The sequence below is a fragment of the Paraburkholderia polaris genome (assembly GCF_012927345.1).
Taxonomy (GTDB): Bacteria; Pseudomonadota; Gammaproteobacteria; order Burkholderiales; family Burkholderiaceae; genus Paraburkholderia; species Paraburkholderia polaris.
Genome location: NZ_JABBGJ010000022.1, coordinates 54,225 through 76,664, shown reverse-complemented (window position 1 = coordinate 76,664; position 22,440 = coordinate 54,225). Strand labels below are relative to the sequence as shown.

General features: G+C 64.4%; 21 protein-coding genes and 1 riboswitch. Of the genes, 3 read left to right on the top strand and 18 right to left on the bottom strand.

Annotated elements, in window-relative coordinates; genetic code table 11:
• Positions 1 to 16: 16 nt before the first annotated feature.
• Genes HHL24_RS21025 through HHL24_RS20945 form a run of 17 tightly spaced genes read right to left on the bottom strand, consistent with a single transcriptional unit; the run spans position 17 to position 16,772 of the window.
• Entirely contained in the window at positions 17 to 439 is a 423-nt protein-coding gene (locus HHL24_RS21025) for a signal peptidase (RefSeq protein ID WP_169487335.1), read from the bottom strand.
• Positions 440 to 473: 34 nt separating this feature from the next.
• Positions 474 to 1,727 (bottom strand): beta-ketoacyl-[acyl-carrier-protein] synthase family protein, encoded by a 1,254-nt coding sequence (locus tag HHL24_RS21020; protein ID WP_169487334.1) that lies wholly within the window; start codon positions 1,725 to 1,727, stop codon positions 474 to 476.
• Complete coding sequence (locus HHL24_RS21015; RefSeq protein ID WP_169487333.1) at positions 1,724 to 2,950, bottom strand: beta-ketoacyl-ACP synthase; 1,227 nt, start codon at positions 2,948 to 2,950, stop codon at positions 1,724 to 1,726. The genes HHL24_RS21020 and HHL24_RS21015 overlap by 4 nt, the downstream gene beginning before the upstream one ends.
• Positions 2,950 to 3,675 (bottom strand): 3-ketoacyl-ACP reductase FabG2, encoded by a 726-nt coding sequence (locus HHL24_RS21010; RefSeq protein ID WP_169487332.1) that lies wholly within the window; start codon positions 3,673 to 3,675, stop codon positions 2,950 to 2,952. The genes HHL24_RS21015 and HHL24_RS21010 overlap by 1 nt, the downstream gene beginning before the upstream one ends.
• Positions 3,672 to 4,157, bottom strand: coding sequence for a hotdog family protein (locus HHL24_RS21005; protein WP_169487331.1), 486 nt, complete (start codon positions 4,155 to 4,157; stop codon positions 3,672 to 3,674). The genes HHL24_RS21010 and HHL24_RS21005 overlap by 4 nt, the downstream gene beginning before the upstream one ends.
• Positions 4,158 to 4,165: 8 nt before the next feature.
• Positions 4,166 to 5,362 (bottom strand): beta-ketoacyl-[acyl-carrier-protein] synthase family protein, encoded by a 1,197-nt coding sequence (locus HHL24_RS21000; RefSeq protein ID WP_169487330.1) that lies wholly within the window; start codon positions 5,360 to 5,362, stop codon positions 4,166 to 4,168.
• Complete coding sequence (locus tag HHL24_RS20995; RefSeq protein ID WP_169487329.1) at positions 5,359 to 7,824, bottom strand: MMPL family transporter; 2,466 nt, start codon at positions 7,822 to 7,824, stop codon at positions 5,359 to 5,361. The genes HHL24_RS21000 and HHL24_RS20995 overlap by 4 nt, the downstream gene beginning before the upstream one ends.
• Positions 7,824 to 8,522 (bottom strand): LolA family protein, encoded by a 699-nt coding sequence (locus HHL24_RS20990; protein ID WP_169487328.1) that lies wholly within the window; start codon positions 8,520 to 8,522, stop codon positions 7,824 to 7,826. The genes HHL24_RS20995 and HHL24_RS20990 overlap by 1 nt, the downstream gene beginning before the upstream one ends.
• Complete coding sequence (locus HHL24_RS20985) at positions 8,510 to 8,941, bottom strand: acyl-CoA thioesterase (protein WP_169487327.1); 432 nt, start codon at positions 8,939 to 8,941, stop codon at positions 8,510 to 8,512. The genes HHL24_RS20990 and HHL24_RS20985 overlap by 13 nt, the downstream gene beginning before the upstream one ends.
• Complete coding sequence (locus HHL24_RS20980; protein ID WP_169487326.1) at positions 8,938 to 10,545, bottom strand: HAL/PAL/TAL family ammonia-lyase; 1,608 nt, start codon at positions 10,543 to 10,545, stop codon at positions 8,938 to 8,940. The genes HHL24_RS20985 and HHL24_RS20980 overlap by 4 nt, the downstream gene beginning before the upstream one ends.
• A complete protein-coding gene (locus tag HHL24_RS20975) occupies positions 10,532 to 12,346 on the bottom strand; it encodes a glycosyltransferase family 2 protein (RefSeq protein WP_169487397.1) in 1,815 nt (604 codons plus the stop codon). Before HHL24_RS20975 ends, HHL24_RS20980 begins: the two co-directional genes overlap by 14 nt.
• Positions 12,346 to 14,064, bottom strand: a complete 1,719-nt coding sequence (locus tag HHL24_RS20970) for an AMP-binding protein (RefSeq protein ID WP_169487325.1) — start codon at positions 14,062 to 14,064, stop codon at positions 12,346 to 12,348. The genes HHL24_RS20975 and HHL24_RS20970 overlap by 1 nt, the downstream gene beginning before the upstream one ends.
• Positions 14,061 to 14,723 carry a COG4648 family protein gene (locus HHL24_RS20965; protein WP_169487324.1) on the bottom strand — a complete coding sequence of 221 codons (663 nt, stop codon included), beginning with the start codon at positions 14,721 to 14,723 and terminating at the stop codon, positions 14,061 to 14,063. Before HHL24_RS20965 ends, HHL24_RS20970 begins: the two co-directional genes overlap by 4 nt.
• Positions 14,723 to 14,974, bottom strand: a complete 252-nt coding sequence (locus HHL24_RS20960; RefSeq protein ID WP_020069032.1) for an acyl carrier protein — start codon at positions 14,972 to 14,974, stop codon at positions 14,723 to 14,725. Before HHL24_RS20960 ends, HHL24_RS20965 begins: the two co-directional genes overlap by 1 nt.
• A gap of 2 nt (positions 14,975 to 14,976) precedes the next feature.
• Positions 14,977 to 15,276, bottom strand: a complete 300-nt coding sequence (locus HHL24_RS20955) for a phosphopantetheine-binding protein (RefSeq protein ID WP_169487323.1) — start codon at positions 15,274 to 15,276, stop codon at positions 14,977 to 14,979.
• On the bottom strand, positions 15,251 to 16,045 hold the full coding sequence (locus HHL24_RS20950) for a lysophospholipid acyltransferase family protein (protein ID WP_169487322.1): 795 nt from the start codon (positions 16,043 to 16,045) through the stop codon (positions 15,251 to 15,253). Before HHL24_RS20950 ends, HHL24_RS20955 begins: the two co-directional genes overlap by 26 nt.
• Positions 16,029 to 16,772: a beta-ketoacyl synthase chain length factor gene (locus tag HHL24_RS20945; protein ID WP_169487321.1), complete on the bottom strand. Its 744-nt coding sequence runs from the start codon at positions 16,770 to 16,772 to the stop codon at positions 16,029 to 16,031. The genes HHL24_RS20950 and HHL24_RS20945 overlap by 17 nt, the downstream gene beginning before the upstream one ends.
• A gap of 617 nt (positions 16,773 to 17,389) precedes the next feature.
• Positions 17,390 to 17,607, top strand: a riboswitch (yybP-ykoY riboswitch).
• Between the two features lie 11 nt (positions 17,608 to 17,618).
• On the opposite strand from HHL24_RS20945, the gene HHL24_RS20940 reads away from it, so the two are divergent.
• Positions 17,619 to 18,191 (top strand): TMEM165/GDT1 family protein, encoded by a 573-nt coding sequence (locus tag HHL24_RS20940; RefSeq protein ID WP_169487320.1) that lies wholly within the window; start codon positions 17,619 to 17,621, stop codon positions 18,189 to 18,191.
• A 147-nt stretch (positions 18,192 to 18,338) separates the two neighbouring features.
• On the opposite strand, the gene HHL24_RS20935 is transcribed toward HHL24_RS20940, so the two are convergent.
• The gene (locus HHL24_RS20935) at positions 18,339 to 19,040 is read right to left on the bottom strand and encodes a DUF4136 domain-containing protein (protein WP_169487319.1); all 702 of its coding nucleotides are present in this window, start codon (positions 19,038 to 19,040) and stop codon (positions 18,339 to 18,341) included.
• A gap of 213 nt (positions 19,041 to 19,253) precedes the next feature.
• Between HHL24_RS20935 and pepN the strand changes: the two genes are divergently transcribed.
• Together pepN and HHL24_RS20925 are read left to right on the top strand one after the other, a co-directional pair.
• A complete protein-coding gene (pepN, locus tag HHL24_RS20930; RefSeq protein ID WP_169487318.1) occupies positions 19,254 to 21,950 on the top strand; it encodes an aminopeptidase N in 2,697 nt (898 codons plus the stop codon).
• Positions 21,951 to 22,145: 195 nt separating this feature from the next.
• Positions 22,146 to 22,427, top strand: coding sequence for a type II toxin-antitoxin system RelE/ParE family toxin (locus HHL24_RS20925; RefSeq protein ID WP_169487317.1), 282 nt, complete (start codon positions 22,146 to 22,148; stop codon positions 22,425 to 22,427).
• Positions 22,428 to 22,440 lie beyond the last annotated feature (13 nt).

The window sequence follows — 22,440 nt, the reverse complement described above, 5'->3', positions numbered from 1 at the left end:
CCAGATTCGATTCGAGTTAGTTCGCTTCCAGCACGACGAGCTGGCCGCTCACGGCAACCGCTGCCGCGCTGGGGCTCACGCCACAGGTGAAATCGGTCGTCGAGTTGGTCCTGGTGCTATGGAAGCGCGTCGACACGTCGATCACGGCATTTGCGTTGCGTTCGTGAGCTGCCGCGCGCAGCTTCTGCACGGCTTCGGCAAGCGCTTCATGGCATGCGTCGTCCGGGCTCGACACCTTGCGCGCGATCCGCACTGAATAGGACACATCGCCCAATTTGGCCGTCACCGCCGGGTGGCTCTGCTCGCCGAAATACACCGGCACGCCGCCACGCGACTGACCGCCAGCCGCCGCGAGCGGCACCGATTTCACGTCCGTGGCACATCCCGCCTGCGTCAGCACCACCACTGCCAGCGCGCCCAGTACAAAGCGTTTTTTCATTTTTATTGCCCTCGTTTTTTAAATGACGGCCGGTTCAACCGCCCTGCCACACTTCAAACATCAAGCTTGCGCAACTGCCGCCAAACCCGAATGAAATCGACATCGCCGTGCCGATGCGCGCCTCACGTGTCGTCCGCACGAGCGGCATGCCCTCGACGGCCGGCTCCGGCGTCTCGATACCTGCCGTCCCCGCGATAAAACCGTCGCGCATCATCAGCAACGTGTAGATCGCTTCGTGTGCGCCGCATGCGCCGAGCGGATGTCCGGTCATGCCCTTGGTCGACGAGAATGCGGGTACTTCGCCGCCGAACCCGTCGCCGAATCCGTCGCCAAATACGTCAATTAATGCGCGCAGTTCTTCGGCATCGCCAAGCGGCGTCGACGGTGCGTGTGTGTTGATGTAGTCCGGACGCTTGCCCGCTTCGCCGAGCGCGCCGCGCATCGCTCGCGCGATGCCGGCCGCACGCGGCGTGACCATACCCGCGGCGTCGGTGCAGTCGCCGAAGCCGGTCAGCTCGGCGTAAATACGGGCGCCGCGCGCCAACGCGTGATCGAGCGATTCCAGCACCAGCACGCCGCCGCCCGACGCGATCACGAAGCCGTCGCGCGCCGTATCGTAAGGACGCGAAGCGTGTTGCGGCGTGTCGTTGAAGCCGCGCGACAGCGCCCCCATCGAGTCGAACATCAGCGTCATGTTGTCGTGCAGCGACTCGCTCCCGCCGGCCAGCACGATCTGCTGACGGCCGGTCTGGATCAGCTGCATCGCCTGGCCGATGGCGAGCGACGACGTCGTGCACGCCGACGAGGGCGAATAGCTCACGCCCTCGAGTCCGAACACTTGCGCGACATTGGCCGACGCGGTGCTGCTCATCGCATGCGGAACCGTGTACGGCGGCGCTTTGTCGACGCCGCGGGCATTCGCAATCGACATCGCCACGTCGTAACTCGACATCGTGCCGACGCCCGAGCCGATCACCGTACCGGCGCGCGGCGAGCGCAACGCGGCCGGAGCGAGACCGGCATCGTCGATCGCTTTCTTCGCGGCGTGGCACGCAAAGCGCGCAGTGTCGCCCATGAAGCGCTCGAGCTTGCGCTCGAACGGCGGCTCCTGCGCGACCGATGCGACGCCCGCCACCTGCGAGCCGAAACCGCGCTCACGCCACGCGTCGATGCGCTCGATGCGCGAGCGGCCCGCGCGCAGCGCGGCGGACACTTCGTCGAGCGTATTGCCGAGGCACGACACGATTCCCATGCCGGTAACGACCACGCGTTGCAGCGCCACGCTCATCGAACGCGCCTGAAAATCAGCGACGTGTTGATGCCGCCGAACGCGAAGTTGTTGCTCATCACATGTTCGGCGTCGATCTCACGGCCGGCGCCGACGATGTAATCGAGCGGCGCGCAGGCCGGATCGACGTTCTCCAGATTCAAGGTCGGTGCATACCAGTTGCGCTTCATCATCTCGATGGTCCACCACGCTTCCAGCGCACCGCACGCGCCGAGCGTATGGCCGACATAGCTCTTGAGCGAACTGATCGGCATGCGTGCGCCGAAGGTCTGCGCGGTCGCATGGCTTTCGGCGATGTCGCCACGGTCCGTCGACGTGCCGTGCGCATTCACATAGGCGATCGCTTCAGGCGGCAGTTGCGCGTCCTTGAGTGCGAGCTGCATCGCAATCGCCATGGTTTCGGCGGTCGGCTGGGTCATGTGCGCGCCGTCCGAATTGCAGCCGAAGCCGACGATCTCCGCATGAATCCGCGCGCCGCGCGCCACCGCATGTTCATATTCTTCGAGCACCAGCGTCGCCGCGCCCTCGCCGACCACGAGGCCGTCGCGTGCGGCATCGAATGGACGCGGCGTGAGATGCGGCTCGTCGTTGCGTGTGCTGGTCGCATACAACGTGTCGAACACGGCGACCGCCGGGCCCGACATTTCTTCCGCGCCGCCCGCCAGCATCAGCGTCTGCTTGCCGGTCTGGATGGCTTCATACGCGTAGCCGATCGCCTGACTGCCCGACGCGCACGCGCACGAGGTCGGGATGATGCGCCCTTTCAGATCCCAGAACAGGCTGACGTTGACCGCCGTGGTGTGCGGCATCATCTGCACGTAGCTGTTCGACGTGACGTCGCTCATCGAGCCGGTTTCGAGCATCGTGCCGAACGCGCGAATCGGCTGCACCGAGCCCGACGACGAACCGTAGGCGACGCCCATGCGGCCGTCCTTGATGAGCACGTCATCGGCGAGTCCCGCGTCGGCGAGCGCCAGTTCGCTCGCGCGCACCGAATACATCGACACCGGCCCCATCGAGCGGGTTTTCTTGCGCGGATAATGCGCGGGCATCGTGAACCCCGGCAACGGACACGCGAGCCGCGTATGCAGCGACTCGAAGTAATCCCACTCGGGCATCCGACGCACCGCGTTCACGCCGCTCTTCAGGCGCGCTTCGATCTCGTCCCAGGCGTCACCGAACGCCGTGACGCCCCCCATGCCGGTAATGACGACGCGTTTCATCACACCATCCCACCATTGACGCCGATCACCTGACGCGTGACGTACGAGGCCGCATCCGACATCAGGAAGCTGACCACGGACGCCACTTCGGCAGGCTGGCCGACGCGGTTCATCGGCACCGTCTTCAATGCGTGCTCGAGCGGCATCTCGTCGAGCATGCCGGTTTCGATCAAGCCCGGCGCCACGCAATTGACGGTGATGTTGCGCGTCGCCAGTTCGACGGCGAGCGCCTTGCTCGCGCCGATCAGGCCGGCCTTCGCCGCGCTGTAGTTGACCTGGCCGCGATTGCCCATCACACCTGAGACCGACGCGATCGTGACGATGCGCCCGCCCTTCTTCGCGCGCACCATCGGCATGGTCAACGGATGGACGACGTTGTAGAACGAATCGAGACCGGTTTCGATCACGATGTCCCAGTCTTCTTCGGTGAGCGCGGGGAACGCGGCGTCGCGGGTCACGCCCGCGCTGCACACGATGCCGTAGTACGGGCCGTTCGCCGCGACGTCCGCTTCGAGCACTTCGCGGCACACAGCGCGCTCACGCACGTCGAATTGCAGCACGCGCGCCGTGCCGCCTTGCGCGGCGATGCCCGTTGCGACTGCTTCGGCTTCGGTGCGCCCCGTGCGGCAATGCACGGACACCGCAAAGCCGTCCGCGGCCAATTTATACGCAATCGCACGGCCGATGCCGCGGCTTGCGCCGGTAACGAGTACACGCCGGCTCATGAACTGAAGCTCCCTTCGATGAATGACTGAAAATCACGCGGCTGAAAGACCTTGATGACCGCCTCGGCGCAACACACGTCGCCGTGATGGATCGTGCATTCGTAGGCGCCATGGCCTTCTTCGCTACGCAGTAATTCTGCTGCGTGGATCAGCAACTGGGCGCCGCTCGCGAACGACGCTTGCAAAGCTTTATAGCTGCGCGAACCGAGCAGCACGCCGGGACGCGCCCTGCCGCCGCCGCGCATGGCGAGCAGCGCGACGTGCGCCGCGATGGTCTGCGCCATCAACTCGATGCCGATCCATGCGGGCATCGCGCCGTCGGCGTCGGCATACCAGGCGTCGGCGTGTACGGTTGCTCGCGCGCTCAGCGCCTCTTCGCTGAAGGTGTTCACGGCATCGATCAGCAGCATCGTGCCGCGATGCGGGATGATCGCTTCGATCGGTTGCAGGACGAGTTCCTGGGTGGAGAGCGTTTGGGTCATCGCGCGCGTCACCGTCCAAGGATCAGGCTGACATTGCTGCCGCCGAACGCAAACGAATTGCTCATCACGTACTGTGGCCCAGCGCCGCGCGGCAGAAAGCGTTCTGTTTCGATCAGATCCAGCACCGGCAGCGCGGGATCGGCATCACCGTCCCACAGATGAAGGGGCAGCGGCACAGGTTGCGACCCATTCGCGTGCGCCAGCGTCAGCCACGCGAAGGCGAGTTCGGTTACGCCCGCCGCGCCGAGTTGGTGACCGGTCAGCGGCTTGGTGCCGCTCGTCGCCACGCCGTTGGGAAACACACGCGCCATCAGCTTCGCTTCCATGTCGTCGTTCTTGCGCGTGGCGGTGGCATGCAGATTCACATAGCCGATCGCCGACGATGCGACGCCCGCATCGGCCAGCGCCGCGTGCAATGCGAGCTCGCCGCCCACACCTTGTGGGTCCGGTGAAGAAATGTGATGCGCGTCGCTCGATTCGCCGACGCCCGCGAGTCGTACTTCCGCTTCGTCGCGGCTCATCAGGAACACGGCGGCGCCTTCGCCGACGTTGATCCCGCAGCGATTGCGGCTCATCGGATTGGTACGCACGCCGCTGGTCGATTCGAGCGATGCGAAACCCTGCACCGTCAACTCGCACAGCGAATCGACGCCACCCACCACTACCGCATCGCACAGTCGTAATTGCAGCAGCCGGCGCGCCGACGCGAAAGCCTTCGCGCTCGAGGTGCAAGCGGTCGAGATCGTGAAGGCCGGGCCCTGCACCCCGAGCGCGGCGGCGGCAAACGGCGCAGCGGTGCCGATCTCCATCTGCCGGTAGTTGAAGTTGGCGGGCAGGTCGCCCGCTTGCGCCTGATACACGAACGCGGCTTCGGCCGCTTCGATACCCGAGGTGCTGGTGCCGAGCACCACGCCGATCCGATGCGCGCCGTAACGCTCACGCGCCGCTTCGACCGCAGGCGCGATCTGCGTCAGCGCGGCCAGCAACAAGCGGTTATTACGGCAGTCGTAACGTGCGAGCGCGGCCGGCGGCGCCAGATCGAGCGGCGCGAGCACGCTGCCGACAAACGCTTCGCCAATGCCCGTATGTGCGTTCGCCATACCGGGTGCGTGACCGGCGGCAAGCGCCGGGACGATTGCATCGAGGTCGCCGCCGAGCGCATTGATCATGCCGAGCGCGTGCAAATAAACTGATGGCGCCTTCATGCGGCCCTCCTTGATTCCGATGGCATGCCGATCGGCGCGAGCAGCACCGATACGGCAATGCCGAGCGCGAGCGTAGCGCCGAAACTCTTCAGCGCAGGCATCGCGCTCATGCCGAGCATGCCGAACGACAGCAGCGTGGTGGCCGCTGAGAGCAGCACGCCGGTCCACACCGCGCCGAGATCGGCGTCCGTGCGCAAGCAGCCTTCGCGCAGAAACACCGCGTAGTTTGCGCCGACGCCGAGCACCAGCATTAGCGCAAGCCAGTTGAAAAGATTGAGCGGCACATGGACGTAGCCGAACACAGCGAGCGTGACACCGACCGCGAGCAACACCGGCAGCGTCACAGCGATGCCGCCGCTCAGGCTGTAGCGCAGCATCAGCAAGACAAGCACGAGCGCCAGCGCGCCCGCGAGCCACCAGCCGCTATCCACACGATACGCGCCGAACAGCTTCGACACGCTCGCCGCCTTGTCGACGAATACGACGCCGGGCACCGCCTGCGCGGTGGCGATCAGCGCGGGTTCGTTCTGTGACGTCACGCCTTGTGGAATCACAACGGCCGCATACGCTTTGGTAGTCGAATCGACTTCGCCCAGCCACAGATGTTTGTACGGCTGCGACCACGGCGTGGCAAGCCACGTGTCGACAGTGAGCGGCGGCTGCGGTTTCGCAAACGCGGCGAGCCAGGCATCGGCGACTTCGTCTTTAAAACCCGCCCGCAGCAGCGTCGCACGCAATGCCGCGGGATCGTTGAATACGTGCTGCGCGAGCAATGCACGGTCTTCGTTTTGCTGTTTCGCGGACGGCACGAATTGCGCGACTGACTGATAGCTGCCGACCTTGTTCGGCGTGCCGTTCAATCCGTCGAGCCTCGCGCCTAGCACTTCGGCGCGTTGCAGCACGATCTCCGGGGTCTCGCCGCGCACCACAAAAAACTGCGCGCTGTTGTCGACGCCAACCGCCGCTCGCACCTTGTCTTCCTGCGCGACCAGCGAAGGATCACGCTGGATCAGCAAATGGATATCGTCGTCGCTCGTCAGACGCAGCCAGCCGGGAATCGCCACGATCAGCAACAGCGCCGCGACGAACCATGCGCGCTTGCCGCCAATCGTGCGATGCCAGACCGTCAGCACACGCGCCGCGCCGGCGAACACGCGCTGCGGGCTGCGCTTCGGCGGGCGTGTGAGCAGCGCGGGCAACAACCACAGCACGGAGGCAAACGCCGTCGTAATACCCGCAATCGCGAAGCACGCGATCTGCTTGAGCGCGGGGAACGGCACCCACGTGAGGATCGCGTAGCCGAGCAGACTGGTGGCAAGTGCCACCGTCAAGGCCGGACGTACCGCACGCGCACCGCGGCGCGAATCCCAATCACGCTCCGCGCCGAGATAGACCACGAAATACTGGATCGAATAATCGACCGCTTCGCCGATCAGGCTCGCGCCGAACACCAGCGTCAACAGATGCAATTGGCCGAACACCAGCATCGTCACCGCGAGCGCGCAGACAATGCCGAGCGCCGTCGAAACGAAACCGAGCAGCAACAGACGCGGCGAGCGGAACACCCACATCATCAACAAGGCAATCCCGCACAGCGACGCGACGCCGATCAGGTGCACCTCGTGTTCCGATGCGCTGCGTGCCGATTCCGCGTAAAACACCGCGCCGGTTCTCGCCACCGAGACGTCGGGGAACGCCTGCTTCAAGACGCTTTCAGCTTGTGCGAGCGCGGCGAGCACGGCGTGCTGGGTCCTCGATTCGTAGGCCGAGCCCGGCAGCGTAGCGACGATCAGCACACTCGTAGCGGCGCCGCGATGCGACACCAGCATGTTGTCTTCGAGTTCGAGATTCGACGTAGCGAGCGGCAAACCGCCGAGCCAGTGTTCGAGCCAGCCAAACGGATCGTCAGCGAGCGGCGTGGTCAGGCCGCCGCGTAATGGGCTGTAGATGCGCTGCGCGAGCGTCTCTCCCAATCCCCCAAGGGGACTTCCTGCGGGGCGGGAGACTTCCTGCGGGGTGTCGGGCGATGCGGGGCTTGAAGCATTGCTCTGCGCGAGCGTCGCGCGATCAGCGGGCGTCAGCAAACCGAAACGATACGGCATGTACAACGCAGCGATTTGCGACAGATCGAACGGCGGTAATTCCGCCGTCACCGAGCCGAACGCCCCGCTCTTCTGCAATGACGCGCCGAGTTGCTTCGCTGCCGCTTTCGCGTGCGCGTCATCGTTGCTGGTGACCAGAAAAACGGTGCGATCGCCAAGCGCGGCCGCCAGCGTATCGACCGCCTTTTCGGCGACCGGATCCGCTTCGGTGGCAGGCAGCAACGCGAGCAGATTGGTCTGCAGCGGCGACGGTCCCGCGAAACGCCAGCCGCAATACAGCGCCGCGGCGAGCGCGAGCAGCAGCCACGCGGCGCGCATGCCCCACGCCTGTTTCGCGGACCGCTGTTGCAGCACCTGCATTACGGCGCTCCGAGCAAGCTGCGCTCAGCCGGCGTCGGTTCGGTCACCGCTGCGCTTTTCGCAAAGTCGAGCTTGGTGATGTCGCCGTTCGCAAGCGTGATGCGCAAGCTTTGGAGATAGTCGCCGCCGTTCATCTGCAAGCCTTTGATCGACTGGGCGATCTGCGGCTGGTTCGGCGTGAGTTGCATGCGCCACTGCGCGGCGCTGCCTTCGGCCTCTACGTCGAATTGCGAATAAAGCGCCGACAGATCGCCGCCGAGCATCGCGCGCATCATCTTTGACACCTGCGCGACGCCGCGCGTGCCCTGCGGACTGTGAGCCGTGACGCGCTGGCCGTTGGCGTTGACTTCGGTAACGCCCGCGTCGGTGATCACGTAGGTGGCTTTGTACGGCGTGTCGATCTGCCAGATCACGCCACGATCACGGAAGAACAGCAGCGAGCCTGTGCTGACGAGCGGCTGCTTCATCGCGGCGAGCGTTTGCGTTTGCGTGAATTGCGCGCGGACGCCCTTGGCTTGGGCGAGATGCGAGGCAATTTGCGCGACCAGGGCCGGGTTGCCGGCGGACTGCGTGGTTTCGGCTGCGCACGCCACCGTCGGCCATGCTCCCAGGCTTGATATCGATACGCTCAATACGCTTAGCGTGCCCAGCGCGAGCAACCCGCCCGCTGCCGCGCCGCGCAAATTCATCGTCCCCATACGCGCTCCAGCTTTTCGAATACGACCGGTGGTGACACGAACTGCAATTCCTGCGTCGCGGCATCGACCGCGACCTGGATCGTGTAGCCCTTCGTCAGCCGCGTACCGGACGCGCAATCGACAATTTCATAGCCTATTTTCAGGCGGTTTTCGTGTTCGAGCAGTTGCGTGCGCACTTCGATCGCCTGGCCGTAGGTGGCCGGGCGCACATACTTCAGATGCGCCTCGACGATCGGCCACAGGTAACCTGAGGCCTGCATCTCGCGGTAGTCGTAGTCGAAGGTGCGTAAGAGCGCCGCGCGGCCGATCTCAAAGTACTTCAGATAGTGGCCATGCCAGCACACGTTCATCGCGTCGACGTCGTGAAACGGCACTTCGACCATCGCGCTGGCTGTCAGCACTTTAGGGGAGCCGGTCATGCGTGCGCGCCTCCGCGATAGTCGTTCAGCAAATCGCACGCCGCAATGCGCGCGGTTAGTGCGCGCAGGTCGCTTTCCAGCGCGCGGTCTTCGTCGACGAACGGCGACTGCGCCGTCACGCTGTCGATGAAGGCTTGCAGCGGCGCGGGTACCGGCGTGGCGCTGTCGATCTTCAAACGCAAACGTGCGGCCTGCACTGTCGCGAGCGTATGCGCAGCGGCGACCTGCTCGGTCAACTCCAGCACGCGCAAACAGTCGCGCGCGGCGATCGTGCCCATGCTGACTTTGTCCTGATTGTGCGCCTCGGTCGAACGCGAGAAAACGCTCGCGGGCATCGTGTTCTTCAACGCCTCAGCCGTCCATGCGGACGACGAAATCTGCACGGCCTTGAAACCGTGATTGATCGCCGCGCGCGCGGGAGCCGCGCCTGACAGGTTGCGCGGCAAGCCGTTGTTGAAATTAACGTCGACCAGCAGTGCGAGCTGCCGGTCCATCAGATCGGCGAGATTGGCGACCGCGACCTTCAGCGAGTCCATTGCGAACGCAATATGGCCGCCGTAAAAGTTGCCGCCGTGCAGCACGCGCTCGTTGTCGGGATCGATCAACGGGTTGTCGTTCGCGCTGTTCAGTTCGTTCTCGACGTCACGGCGCACCCACGACAGCGCATCGCGCGCGACGCCGATCACATGCGGCGCACAGCGAATCGAATAGCGGTCTTGCAGACGATGTCCCGGCGTATCGTCGCGCCCGGTCAGATCGTCGCGAATCCATGCTGCGGCTTCGGCCTGGCCTGCGTGCGGCTTCACTTCGAACAGCATCGCGTCGAAGTGCGCGGCGCGGCCGTCGAGTGCGACGGTGGAGAGCGCCGTGAGACGTGCGGTGAGGCGCGTCAGATGATCGGCACGCGCGAACGCGAGACAGGCGAGTCCCGTCATCACCGCGGTGCCGTTCATCAGCGCGAGGCCCTCTTTCGGCGCGAGCGTCAATGGCGTATGACCGAGTTCGGTCCAGACCTCGCGCACATTGCGCAGGGTCCCTTCGAACATCACATCGCGTTCGCCGGCAAGCGCGGCGGCCACATACGAAAGCGGCGTCAGATCGCCGCTTGCACCGACCGAGCCTTCCGACGGAATGCGCGGCAACACGCGATGATTGATCAGATCGGCGAGGCGCTCGAGCAACACGGGGCGCACACCGGAAAAACCGTAGGCCAGCGAGTTCAGCCGCGCCGCGATCACCGCGAGCGTTTGCCCGTCGTCGAGATACTGGCCCATCCCGCAGCCGTGGTAACGCGTCAGTTGCAATGGCAGCGCTTCGACGAGTTCCATCGGCACGTCGACCACGCACGCGTCGCCATAGCCGGTGTTGACGCCGTACACGGTCGCGCCCGCGGCCAGATGCCGGCGCAGAAAATCCGCGCCGCGCTGGATGCGCGCGCGCCACGCCGGATCGGCGCTCAACGCAACCGGCGCGCGATGCTGGGCGATCGCGACGACTTCTTCGATCGTCAGCTTGCGACCGCCGATCGTCACCGCCGCCGCGTTTGCACTGGCGTTCTCAGTTGCGCTGACGTTCGGCGCCTCGATCAGATCATGTTCGGCCATGCGTGCCTCGCTTGGGGCTGGCCCAGAAATCGAAGAAATTGAACCATTGATAAGGTGCCTTGCGGCAATAGTGTTCGAGGCGCGCCGCATAACGCTGCGCCCACGCGGCAAGATGCTGCGCGCGTTCGCGGCGCGGCAATTCGATGCGCTCGGCAAACGGTTCGAAATACAGACGGTAACCGTCATGCTCTTTCAGGCAGAAGAACAGATAGACGGGACAGCCCAACGCATGGGCGAGCACGTAGGGGCCTTGCGCGAACGGGGCGGTCGAGCCGAGAAATTGCGCTTCGGTCGTGCGGCCCGCTTCGTGTGCCGGCACGCGGTCGCCGACGATCACCAGCAGCTCGCCCGCATCGACGCGCTCCTGCATCATCATGGCGGTCTCGGGACCGAAGTCGCTGACTTCGAGCAGATGCCGCGCGAACTGGCTATTGGCCGACGCCAGCACGCTATTGAAGCGCCGCGCGTGTTCGGTGTAGACCACGGCGGTGACTTTCGCGTAAGCGCCCTGCGCGGCGAGCGCGCGGGTCATTTCCAGATTGCCGAGATGCGCGCCGATCACGAGCGCACCCTTGCCGCTCGCCACCAGTGCTTCGAATGCCGATGGATCTTCGAATTTGACGTCGGCGTTGTTGACACGGCCGGACCATGCCGCGAGCTTGTCGAAACCCGATTGCGCGAACGCCAGCATGTGGCGATAGGCGGACAGCCAACCCGGGCGTGGTGTGTCGCCTTGCGGCGCGGCTTGACCGAGATGCGTGAAGTAGTTGCTCGACGCCTCGCGCGCGGCGCGGCCCGTCAGCAAAAAATACGCGACGATCGGATGCAACCAGAGCGCGGTGAAACGGCGGCCGAACAGCTTGCAACTGAGCGCGAGCAACGACATGCCCAGATGGCTGCCGCGTTCGGCGATCCGCCACCAGTCCTGCGGGCTCTGTTCGTTTTGCTCAGCAGGCGTGCCCGGTTTGCTCGGCCCGCCTTGGTCGGCGTGGTCCGCTTGCCTGGCCTGTTCGCCACGCCTGGCCTGCTTGCCCTGCTCACTTGCGATGGCGGCGCGGCGTGGCATCACTTTGTGCGCGAGCAGCATCGGCAGACGCCACAGCATGCCGAACACGAGCCGCGTATGGCTGCGGCTGATGCGCACGTTGTCCCACAGCACGTCGAAATGCGAGACGCCGTCGGTGGCGTACGTGACGCGCGTGGGAATCGAGCGGAACGCCGCGCGCCGCCAGTGGAGGCGCACGAGAATTTCGATATCGAAGTCCATGCGGGTCGGCAGTTGCACGCTGTCGATCAGCTCGCAGGCGAGCGCAAGCGGATAGAGGCGGAAGCCGCACATCGAATCGCGAATCGTCAGCGAGAGCGTTTCGATCCACACCCACACGTGCGTCAGATAACGGCCGTAGAGGCGCGATTTCGGCACGCTCTCGTCGTAGACCGGGCGGCCGAGGATCACCGCGCCCGGTTCGGCTCGCGCGGCTTCGATGAAACGCGGCACATCGGTCGTGTCGTGCTGACCGTCGGCATCGATCTGCAGCGCATGCGTGTAACCCGCAGCGCGCGTGGCGCGCAGCCCCGCCATCACGGCCGCGCCCTTGCCGCCATTGACCGGCAAGCGCAGCAGCGTGAGCTGGCCCGCGTACTGTTGCGCGAGCGCGGCGAGCACCTGCTGGGTCGCCTCATCGCTGCCGTCGTCGACAACAAAGATCGGCAAGCCGTGCACCGCGAGGTGGGCAACGGTCGCGCCGATCGCGTCCTTGTGGTTGTAAATCGGAATCACGATGCACGCAGCGATGCTCATCATGCAGGCTCCCGATACACGATCACGCCGGATGCGCATTCACGCCCGCTCAGCCGGTACGTGAACTGCACGCGCCCACGCGCTGCGTCGTGCGCGAGCGTGAGATTCAGCACCGCGCCAGGCGATACCGGCGCCATGAACTTGAGCCGGTCGATCGATGCCAGCGCGTGCACGGCGGGCACGTGCTCCGCGGCCAGATGCATGGCCCAGTGCACCTGGACGACGCCCGGCAGAATCGGCAGACCGGGGAAGTGGCCGGCGAAATGCACGAGCGTCGGCGGCACGCGCAATTCGTAGTGCAACGTGTCGGCACTGCGAGCTTCGGCGAGCACTTCCACACCGTCCGCGCGCGGCTCGAACGCCGCCGCGACCGCGGCCACCGGCAGTTTGCCCCGCGCGTCGAACGGCAAGGCGAGGCGAAAACGCCAATGACGCGGCAGCACCACCATATCGAAATAAGCAGCCAGATGCCGGCGCAGGGTTTGCGCGAGCGGCACACGGCCTTCGGCGCGCAATGCCTCGCTGCCGGCTTCGGTTAGCGCCACCACGGCGCCGACGCGCTCGCGCGAAGCGCCTTCCAGCGGCACGATCGCCGCTTGCGCAACATACGGATGCAGCGCGAGTCGCGCTTCGAGCTCCGGCAGCGACACGCGCTTGCCGTCCAGCTTGAGAACGCGATCGAGCCGGCCTTGCAGGCGGAAGCGGCCGTCAGCGTCGAACGCGATTTTGTCGTCCGTACGATGCCAGCCGGCGTGATCGAGATGCGGCGAGCGAACGTTCAGCGCACCGTCTTCGTCGCGGCGTACTTCGATACCGGTCACCGGTTGCCAGGCATCGGTCTGGTCCTGGCGACGCCACGCGATGCCGCCGGTTTCCGTACTGCCGTAAATTTCGAGCGGCGCAGCGCCGTAGGCCGTCGCGTATTCCTGCGCGGCTTCCAGGGCGAGCGGGCCGCCTGAAGAAAAGAATGCGCGCGGCGCCGGTGTCAAGGCGGCGAAACCGGGCAAGGCGGGCCAACGCGACAATTGCGCGGGCGTCGAGACGACCACCGTCGCGCCGCATTGCTCGATCTGCGCTTGCAAATGCACAGGCTCGAGGCTGATCGCGCGGTCGAACGCGCGGCCCGCTGCAAGCGGCCACAACACGCGAAACAGCAAACCGTAGATGTGATGATGCGGCACGCTCGCGAGCATCGTCGCGTCGCCGACCAGAGCGCCCCACTGCTTTTCGAGCGTGTGCACTTCGGCATTGAATTGCGCGAGCGTCTTGCGGATCGGCTTGGGGGTGCCGCTGCTGCCGGAGGTATAGAGCGTCAACGGGGCTTGCGGATCGATCGTATGTGCGACGCCTGGCGCGTGTGTGACGTCGGCGTAGGCATCGGTATCGGCGTCTCGCACACCATGTGGCAGGTCGGCGTCGGTCAGCACGGCGTCGTACGCGTCGGCGAGATCGGCGAGATAGCCCGGCGTCGCATTGGCCGGAATCACCGGCTCCTTGCCGCATGCGAACAACGCAAACAGCGCGCAGGCGAAATCGAACGGATCGTCGACGCACAACGCGTAACGTTGCGCGTCTTGCGTTTGCATCAGCGTGACCAGAGCCGAGACGCGCGCGCGAAACGCAGCGCGGTCGAGCACCGCACCGCCGTCGCGGCATACCGGTGCATTCACGACGGAGGCTCCTTGGCCCGCCGACAACAGATCATGCAACGCAATCATGCCGCCTCCGAACGCGCGGCTCTCGGCAGCACCACCAGATAACGCCAGATGACCTCGGCCACCAGCAGCACGCCGATCAACCCATAAGCGATCGCGCCGTTATAGAGCGACCAGCTTGCACGGCTCCAGTACAGCGCCGTATAAGCGGAGAACGCGCCGTTCAGCGCGAAGAATACGCACCACACCTGGGTCACGCGCCGCGTATGACGCACGGCGCCCGGCGGCAGATTCGGATTGCCTAGCCGCGCGAATTTTTCGATTATCGACGGCCCGCGCACGAGCGTCGCGCCGAACGCGATCAACAGACCCAGATTGACGAGCGACGGGTAGAGGCGCAACAGCAGCTCGCTGTTGGTGAAGACGATCGCCGCCGAGGCGCAGCTCAGCAAGCCGACCACGGTCCAATCGATCGTGGAGAGCCGGCGCAGCGAGGTCGCGACCGGACCGCTACCGGCCCAGCGTTGCAGCCACAGAATTGCAAACAGCATGCAGCCGACGTAGCGCGGCGTGTCCCAGCGCCAGGCGCACAGAATCAACGCGGGGTACGCGAGTTTCAGTAGAACCTGCACCACCGTTTTGGCCCAGTGGCGCTGAGTGCCGGGCGATGCCTCGGCGCGCTGGCTCGCCGCCGCTTGCATTCGCGAGCGCACGGATGGCATCAGCCTTGTGCCGCCAGCAGGGATTCGACCGCACCGATCACGTCGCCGACCGTGCGCACCGACTTGAATTCTTCCGGCTTGATGCGGCGGCCGGTCATTTCCTGCAGTTTGATCGCAAGGTCGACGGCGTCGATGCTGTCGAGATCGAGGTCTTCGAAGAGGTGCGCGTCGGGCGTCACGCGCTCCGGCTCGATCGCGAAGTTCTCTTTGAAGATGGCGCGAATGCGCTCAAGAATCTCTGCCTCGGACACGATTAATCCCCTTTTTTTGTGGTTTCGTTCACAGCATGCGCCGTTTCGCGTTGACTCGCGACCAGCGCGGCCAGCGAGCTGATCGAGCGGAAGTGTTCGCGGGTACGTTCGTCGTTCGCTGCGATGGTCAGTTGGTATTGTTTGCGCAGCACGATGCCGATCTCGAGCGCGTCGATCGAGTCGAGACCGATGCCGTCGGTATCGAACAACGGTGCGTCGTCGTCGATATCGGCCGGACTCAGGTCTTCCAGATCGAGGGCTTCGATCAGAAGCTGTTTAATTTCCAGTTTTAAAGAATCCATATTCGAACAGGTGCTGAGTAATGTGTGCTTCGATGGCGCTGGTCACGCTGCGCGCCGCGAGTGACGGTGAAGTGTCGTGGTCCGCGAGTTGCTCGACGCCAAACGGCTCGAGCACGTTCACGCGCATCCGGAAAGCGCGCGCCGGCACGTCGTACCAGCGCATCTGCTTGGTGAACGCCGGCGGATCGCAATCCATCAGCACCGGCACGATCGGCGCACCGACCTTCAACGCCATGTGCGCGAAACCACGTGAAAACGCGTGCAGCCGGTTCGGTGCCGGGCTGCGCGTGCCTTCGGGAAAAATAATCATCGTGTAGCCCGCTGCGAGTTGCCGCGCGCCGGCCTCGACCAGTTCCGAGGGATCGGCATTGCTCACATATTCCGCCGAACGCACGATTCCCCAGAAACAGGGATTACCCCAGTGCACGTTTTTCACCACACAACAGGCATGCGGTGTGAGCGACAACAGCACCATCACGTCCAGGTACGTCGGGTGATTGGCGACCACGATCGCCGGGCCGCCGGCGCGCAATGCCTGTGCGCCCGACACCTCGAGCTCCATCACGCCGATGCGCTGCAACACCGCGACTAGCGCGCGGAAGAACCAGTGGATCACGGTCGTCACCGCAAACTGACGCGAGGCACGATGCGGCCACAGCCACGCGAGCGGGAACACCACTACCGAAAAAAGCACACCGCAGATGCCGAACACCACGAAGGCCATGCCCGTCGCGCAGAACCGCCAAAGGTAATCAAGCCGCGCGTTCATGCCACCTCCAATGCCAGGCGGCGCCGGCGCCTTGCCAGACGGCGGGGCTGCCCGTTTCCAGGCAGTGCAGAAGCGCCTGGCTCTGGGTCGCAAAGCTTTCGTCCGCACTTGTGTTGCTTTCCTTGCCTGCGCGGCTTGCCTGCTGCGTTGCCTCTGCTGCCTCCGGCTCACCTGCGCCGGACATCGTGCAGACCAACTGCCCCGCCGCCGCTTCGCCGTTCAGCAGGATCGCGATCGCGCCACCCTGCACTTCGTCTTCAATCGTGCCGTATGCCGGATCGGCCGTTTCGTCAGCGTACACCAGCAGCACCGGTGAATCAGGCTGCGTTGCGTATTGCGCGTACGCTTCCAGCAGCGCGTAGCCGAGCGTCTCAGCGCCGGCCGAGATCGCGCTGGCAGCGGAACGATCGCCGCGCGCGATGCCGAACACGCCGGTCATGGCATTCAGCACCGACAGGCTGAAAGCGGTCGGCGAGACCGGTTCGCCCGCGCTGATAGCGCGCAGGATGTCCGTCGTGCGCCGCAATTCGCCGTGGCGTGAAGCGAACACGACCCGGACCTCGTCTTGCGCCACGCAATCGTGCGCGACCTTCAGGGCGACTCTGGACAGAGTACTCAGGCGACGCCGCACGATCGGCTCGATAAAGCCAATATCGGGTGCGGCAGATGCGGCAGCAGGCCAGCTAGACCAGCGAGCGACCGGAATGGTCCAGTGCAGATCGGGCATGTCGGTGTTCGCGCGTAGAAGCAAGGAGAGGCTGAGGGCGCTTGACGGAATACGCAGCCGTCACAGCGTATGCGCGCCGCGCGGAACGGCAATCTCCAGCCGGGGGGCAATCCAATCTTCTTATATAGGATTCAGCGATTTAACGGCACTTGGCCCCCATTATTTAGGCGCCTTTGCCAATTAGTCTGATGGATTGTCTCAGGCGCCCTAAGGTCGCCGGAATCATACTGAATATTGTGGATTAAATCAGCCACAAAAGACGTATCTATCTGTATCCGTATCGCTGATGCGACGGATGCCTGGACAGCGTTAAATTGCAGGCCTGGCGCCCCTTGCGCAGCCTGTGACCGGGCCAGAAAGCCACTCCCGGCGCAGCTTTGAAGTACCACCCGACGCGGCCGCATCCACAAATAGATATCGATTCTTTCATTTAACTTTCTAAATGAGTGTTTCGTTTCGAAATGCTTCAAGGCTTCGGCCCTGTCCGCAACGTCATGGACCGCGCTTCGCTCACATCGCACGCACGACTTACAGGCGCTTATCGCAGCGCTATCCTTGCAAGCGAACGGCGCCGCCGTCGGATTTCGCACGTAACGCGTGGCCGCGCCTGCTATACTCCGTCCCTCATTGGGGAGTAGCCGCCCTGCGGCATGTCCGCACCGCTGTCATACGGGTGCGTCGAACGTGCGGTTCGCGGGGGCGCCTGTCAACAGACTTGGCCTTTAAGGCCATGGCAGCCGCAGCCTCTGGCCTGGCGAGACCGATGATCCACACACGCCGCAACAGGGCCCGGCGGTGTCGTGGGTCGTCGCTCGTTCATATCTCGGCCCGGGGAACCAACACACCGTGGATCACGCTTTTCTCATTTCGACCGGAGCGGTCACGCTCGCCGAGATCGGCGACAAGACGCAACTGCTCTCGCTCGTTCTCGCGGCCCGCTATCGCAAGCCGATACCGATCATTCTCGGCGTACTGACCGCTACGCTCGTCAATCACGCCTGCGCCGGCGCACTCGGCGCCTGGCTCGGCACACTGCTCACGCCGACCATCATGCGCTGGGCATTGGCCGCGTCGTTCATTGCGATGGGCTTGTGGATTCTTGTGCCGGACAAACTCGACGATGAAGAAGCCAACACCAGCCGCACGCATTTCGGCGTGTTCGGCGCGACCGTGGTGACGTTCTTCCTCGCGGAGATGGGCGACAAGACGCAGATCGCGACTATCGCCCTCGCCGCGCGCTTTCACGATTTCTTCGGTGTGGTGGCCGGCACGACGCTCGGCATGATGATCGCGAACGTGCCCGCGATCCTGCTCGGGGACCGCTTCGCCCACCGGCTTCCGACTAAAACCGTGCATGCCATCGCCGCGGTGATGTTCGTGATTCTGGGGACGATGGCGCTGTTTGGCGTGGGGGTTTAAGCGCGGCCACTCAGGCAGCCACTCACGCAGCCACTCACGCAGCGCTCACCTCGCGCGCTGCTCGCAAACCAAAACGGCCCGGCAGGGATCCCTGCCGGGCCGTTTTTGCTGCAGCGCAGCGGAAGCCTTGGGGTAGCCACCCGACGCTTACTGCACGACCTTCGCACCCGACGCCGGGGTAGCCGCAGGTGCGGCGCCCGTCGTAGCGACTTCGTTCGAGGTCCCGCCGCTCTTGTCGACGGGAATCTTCACGGTATGGACCACGCCGTTGCCGAGCGGGAAGTCGGCCAGCGCGCTGCGCGCCAGATATGGCATGGCTCTTACCAACGACGACTCGCCGCCCGAATTGCGCGCGGTCACGTTGTAGACCTCTTTGCCGCTAGCACGCTCGGTGATCCGCACGCCAAGCAGGTGCGTGAAAATCGGGTAGCTCTGATTCACGTACGCGGTCGGAAACGGCCCACCTGGACCCCACGGGCCCCACGGATCGAACGGGCGGCCCCAGTACGGCGAAGGCCAGGGGTTGTAATACACCGGCTCCGCGACCGTCACCATGTCCGAACGAATCCCGTACGACAGCCCGACCAGATAGCGCGCCTCTGAAGCGTCGACCTGACGGAATGCGTGCGTGGCGAGTTCGTTGCCGACGAGGCGCTCGTAGGTGGTGAGTTCGAGATTGTTCTGCTGATCCGCCGCCCGTGTGAAGGCATATGTACGGGTGGCGTCATTGCCGCTCCAGTCGGAGAAAGCCGTGACCTGGGTGGTCACGTAGGTCGTGCAGCCGGACAGCAGGACCGTCAGCGTGGCCAGCAGCAGCGCGGCGCGGCGGGTCCATCGATCGATTTTCATGGTCTACCTCGTGTTGCCTGTTATCGCCAGTCTTGACCGGGTTCGTTTGCGCGCAGCCGTTGCTGCGCGGGCGCCCGATAATACGCTGACCAGGCGATTCGGTAAAAGGTTCGACCCGCACGATCCGCCGAGCCTTTGTACAATGGCTCGACAAACCCGGCTCGCGCGCCATAAGCACGCGTGACGGCTCGAGTCCCATCACTACAGAACGCCATGGCCGATACCGCAACGCCCAATGTGATCCGCCGCGCCGATTACGCGCCGCCCGCCTTCCTGATCGACACCGTCGTCCTGGAGTTCGATCTGGTCCCCGAACGCACCGTCGTCAGGAACACGATGCGCGTGCGCCGCAACCCGGACGCGTCCCACGCCTCGAATCTCGAACTGATGGGCGAGCAACTCGAGTTCGTCAGCGCCGCTATCGACGGCGCCCCGTTCGCCAACGCACATGCGCACGAACACGGCCTCACGCTCGACAACGTGCCGGATAACTTCGAACTCACGCTCACCAGCCTCTGCAATCCGGCGGAAAACACCACGCTGTCGGGCCTGTACGTGTCAGGCGGCAACTTCTTCACGCAGTGCGAGGCCGAGGGCTTTCGCCGCATCACTTATTTCCTCGACCGCCCCGACGTGATGGCGACCTACACGGTCACGCTGCGCGCCAGCAAGGCTGACTATCCGGTGTTGCTGTCGAACGGCAATCTGCTCGAAGAAGGCGATCTGCCGGACGGCCGCCATTTCGCCCGCTGGGAAGACCCGTTCAGGAAACCGAGTTATCTGTTCGCGCTGGTCGCGGGCAAGCTGGTCGCGCTCGAAGAACGCGTAAAGAGCGGCTCAGGCAAGGAAAAGCTGCTGCAGGTGTGGGTCGAACCGCACGATCTCGACAAGACCCGTCACGCAATGGATTCGCTGATCAACTCGATCCGCTGGGACGAGGAGCGTTTCGGGCTGGAACTGGATCTGGACCGCTTCATGATCGTCGCGGTGAGCGACTTCAATATGGGCGCGATGGAGAACAAGGGGCTCAACATCTTCAACACGAAGTACGTGCTGGCGAACCCCGAAACGGCAACGGACACCGACTTCGCGAACATCGAGGCGGTGGTCGGCCATGAGTACTTCCACAACTGGACCGGCAACCGCGTGACGTGCCGCGACTGGTTCCAGCTGAGCCTGAAAGAAGGCCTGACGGTGTTCCGCGATCAGGAGTTCTCGGCCGACATGGCGGGCGGCGCAACAGACGAAGCCGCGCGCGCCACCAAGCGCATTGAGGACGTGCGCGTGCTGCGCCAGATGCAGTTCGCCGAAGACGCGGGTCCGATGGCGCACCCGGTGCGTCCGGAAAGCTACGTCGAGATCAACAACTTCTACACGATGACGGTCTACGAGAAAGGCTCCGAAGTCGTGCGGATGTATCAAACGCTGTTCGGCCGCGACGGCTTCCGCAAGGGCATGGACCTGTACTTCAAGCGTCATGACGGCCAGGCGGTGACTTGCGACGATTTCCGTCATGCGCTCGCTGATGCGAACGGCCGCGATCTGGCGCAATTCGAACGCTGGTACAGCCAGGCCGGCACGCCGCGCGTCTCGGTACGCACCAGGTACGACGCCGCGCAACAGCGCTACAGCGTGACGCTCACGCAAGGCTACGGCGACACTGCGCCCGCCACGCGTGAAACGCAAAAGGGCCCGCTGCTGATTCCGTTCGCGATCGGTTTGATCGGCAAGGACGGTACGGATTTGCCGCTGCAACTGGAAGGCGAAGCCAAGGCTTCCGCCTCCACTACACGCGTGCTCGAATTCACACAGACCGAGCAGACCTTCACGTTCGTCAACGTCGCGCAGGAACCGCTGCCGTCGCTGCTGCGTAACTTCTCTGCGCCGGTGATCGTCGAATACGACTACTCGGCGGACCAGCTCGCGTTCCTGCTCGCGCATGACAGCGATCCGTTCAACCGCTGGGAAGCCGGCCAGCGGCTCGCCACGCGCGAGTTGCTGACGCTCGCCGGGCGCGCCGCCACCGGCGTGCCGCTGCAGCTCGACGACTCGGTCGTCGCCGCGTTCGCCCGCGTGCTGACCGACGAAACGCTCTCGCCCTCTTTCCGTGAACTGGCGTTGATGCTGCCGTCGGAAGCGTATCTGGCTGAACAGATGGCCGAATCGAATCCGGCTGCCGTGCATGCCGCGCGGCAATTCGTGCGCAAGCGTCTCGCGAATGCGCTCAGGAAGGACTGGCTCGCCGTGTACGAAAAGCACCGCACGCCGGGCGCCTACGAAGCTACACCGGAGGCATCCGGTCATCGTGCGTTGAAGAATCTTGCGTTGTCGTATCTCGCGGAACTGGACGATCCGGCTGAAGCCGTGCGTCTCGCATCCGCGCAATACGACGCCGCCAACAACATGACCGACCGCTCCGCGGCGCTCTCGGCATTGCTCAATGCATCGGCGGCGAATGGCGGCAGCGTTGCAGCGCAGCAGGCGCTGGACGACTTCTACCGGCGCTTCGAAAAGGAGCCGCTCGTCATCGACAAGTGGTTCGCCTTGCAAGCCACGCAACGCGGCAGCGCGCAGCGCCCGGTGATCGAGATCGTGCGCAAGCTGATGACGCACCCGGCGTTCAACCTGAAGAACCCGAACCGCGCCCGCTCGCTGATTTTCAGCTTCTGTGCGGCGAACCCCGCGCAGTTCCATGCCGAAGACGGCTCGGGCTACGCGTTCTGGGCCGACCAGGTGATCGCGCTCGACGCCATCAATCCGCAAGTGGCCGCCCGCCTCGCCCGCTCGCTGGAACTCTGGCGCCGCTTTACGCCGACGCTGCGTGACGGCATGCGCGCGGCGCTGGAGAAAGTGGCGTCGCAGGTGAAATCGCGCGACGTGCGCGAGATCGTGGAGAAAGCGTTGGCGTGACGATCACCTGAAAGCGCGTCCCGCATCGAAAAGCCGGCACGAGTTGCCGGCTTTTTTTCGTCCTGAAGTTCGCCATGAGACGGGTGCGGAACTCAACGTTAGCCATCTGGACGACTGTTCGTGCCAAGCCAGCAGGGAGAAAGTAAACGCATTCATTTAACGGTTTACGTTTAACGCGACGCGTTATATGATCCCATGATCACGACATTCGGCGACAAGGCTACGGCGGCAATCTTTCAGGGCAAGTTCGTGCATTCATTGCCGCTTTACATGCAGGCGCTCGCACGCCGCAAGCTGCTGATGATCGACGCGGCCCACTCCATTCATAGCCTGCACTCGCCGCCCGGCAATCGGCTCGAAGCCTTGCAGGGGCAGCGTAGCGGGCAATGGAGTATCCGCAACAACGCACAGTGGCGCATCTGTTTTCATTTTGTCGACGGCGAGGCGCTGAATGTCGAGATTGTCGACTATCACTGATTATTGGGAGACC

What these genes read in the sequence shown, in the direction of transcription:
- HHL24_RS21025 (WP_169487335.1), bottom strand. Translation starts at nt 439, where the DNA reads ATGAAAAAACGCTTTGTACTGGGCGCGCTGGCAGTGGTGGTGCTGACG.
- HHL24_RS21020 (WP_169487334.1), bottom strand. Translation starts at nt 1,727, where the DNA reads ATGAGCGTGGCGCTGCAACGCGTGGTCGTTACCGGCATGGGAATCGTG.
- HHL24_RS21015 (WP_169487333.1), bottom strand. Translation starts at nt 2,950, where the DNA reads ATGAAACGCGTCGTCATTACCGGCATGGGGGGCGTCACGGCGTTCGGT.
- HHL24_RS21010 (WP_169487332.1), bottom strand. Translation starts at nt 3,675, where the DNA reads ATGAGCCGGCGTGTACTCGTTACCGGCGCAAGCCGCGGCATCGGCCGT.
- HHL24_RS21005 (WP_169487331.1), bottom strand. Translation starts at nt 4,157, where the DNA reads ATGACCCAAACGCTCTCCACCCAGGAACTCGTCCTGCAACCGATCGAA.
- HHL24_RS21000 (WP_169487330.1), bottom strand. Translation starts at nt 5,362, where the DNA reads ATGAAGGCGCCATCAGTTTATTTGCACGCGCTCGGCATGATCAATGCG.
- HHL24_RS20995 (WP_169487329.1), bottom strand. Translation starts at nt 7,824, where the DNA reads ATGCAGGTGCTGCAACAGCGGTCCGCGAAACAGGCGTGGGGCATGCGC.
- HHL24_RS20990 (WP_169487328.1), bottom strand. Translation starts at nt 8,522, where the DNA reads ATGGGGACGATGAATTTGCGCGGCGCGGCAGCGGGCGGGTTGCTCGCG.
- HHL24_RS20985 (WP_169487327.1), bottom strand. Translation starts at nt 8,941, where the DNA reads ATGACCGGCTCCCCTAAAGTGCTGACAGCCAGCGCGATGGTCGAAGTG.
- HHL24_RS20980 (WP_169487326.1), bottom strand. Translation starts at nt 10,545, where the DNA reads ATGGCCGAACATGATCTGATCGAGGCGCCGAACGTCAGCGCAACTGAG.
- HHL24_RS20975 (WP_169487397.1), bottom strand. Translation starts at nt 12,346, where the DNA reads ATGAGCATCGCTGCGTGCATCGTGATTCCGATTTACAACCACAAGGAC.
- HHL24_RS20970 (WP_169487325.1), bottom strand. Translation starts at nt 14,064, where the DNA reads ATGATTGCGTTGCATGATCTGTTGTCGGCGGGCCAAGGAGCCTCCGTC.
- HHL24_RS20965 (WP_169487324.1), bottom strand. Translation starts at nt 14,723, where the DNA reads ATGCCATCCGTGCGCTCGCGAATGCAAGCGGCGGCGAGCCAGCGCGCC.
- HHL24_RS20955 (WP_169487323.1), bottom strand. Translation starts at nt 15,276, where the DNA reads ATGGATTCTTTAAAACTGGAAATTAAACAGCTTCTGATCGAAGCCCTC.
- HHL24_RS20950 (WP_169487322.1), bottom strand. Translation starts at nt 16,045, where the DNA reads ATGAACGCGCGGCTTGATTACCTTTGGCGGTTCTGCGCGACGGGCATG.
- HHL24_RS20945 (WP_169487321.1), bottom strand. Translation starts at nt 16,772, where the DNA reads ATGCCCGATCTGCACTGGACCATTCCGGTCGCTCGCTGGTCTAGCTGG.
- HHL24_RS20935 (WP_169487319.1), bottom strand. Translation starts at nt 19,040, where the DNA reads ATGAAAATCGATCGATGGACCCGCCGCGCCGCGCTGCTGCTGGCCACG.
- pepN (WP_169487318.1), top strand. Translation starts at nt 19,254, where the DNA reads ATGGCCGATACCGCAACGCCCAATGTGATCCGCCGCGCCGATTACGCG.
- HHL24_RS20925 (WP_169487317.1), top strand. Translation starts at nt 22,146, where the DNA reads ATGATCACGACATTCGGCGACAAGGCTACGGCGGCAATCTTTCAGGGC.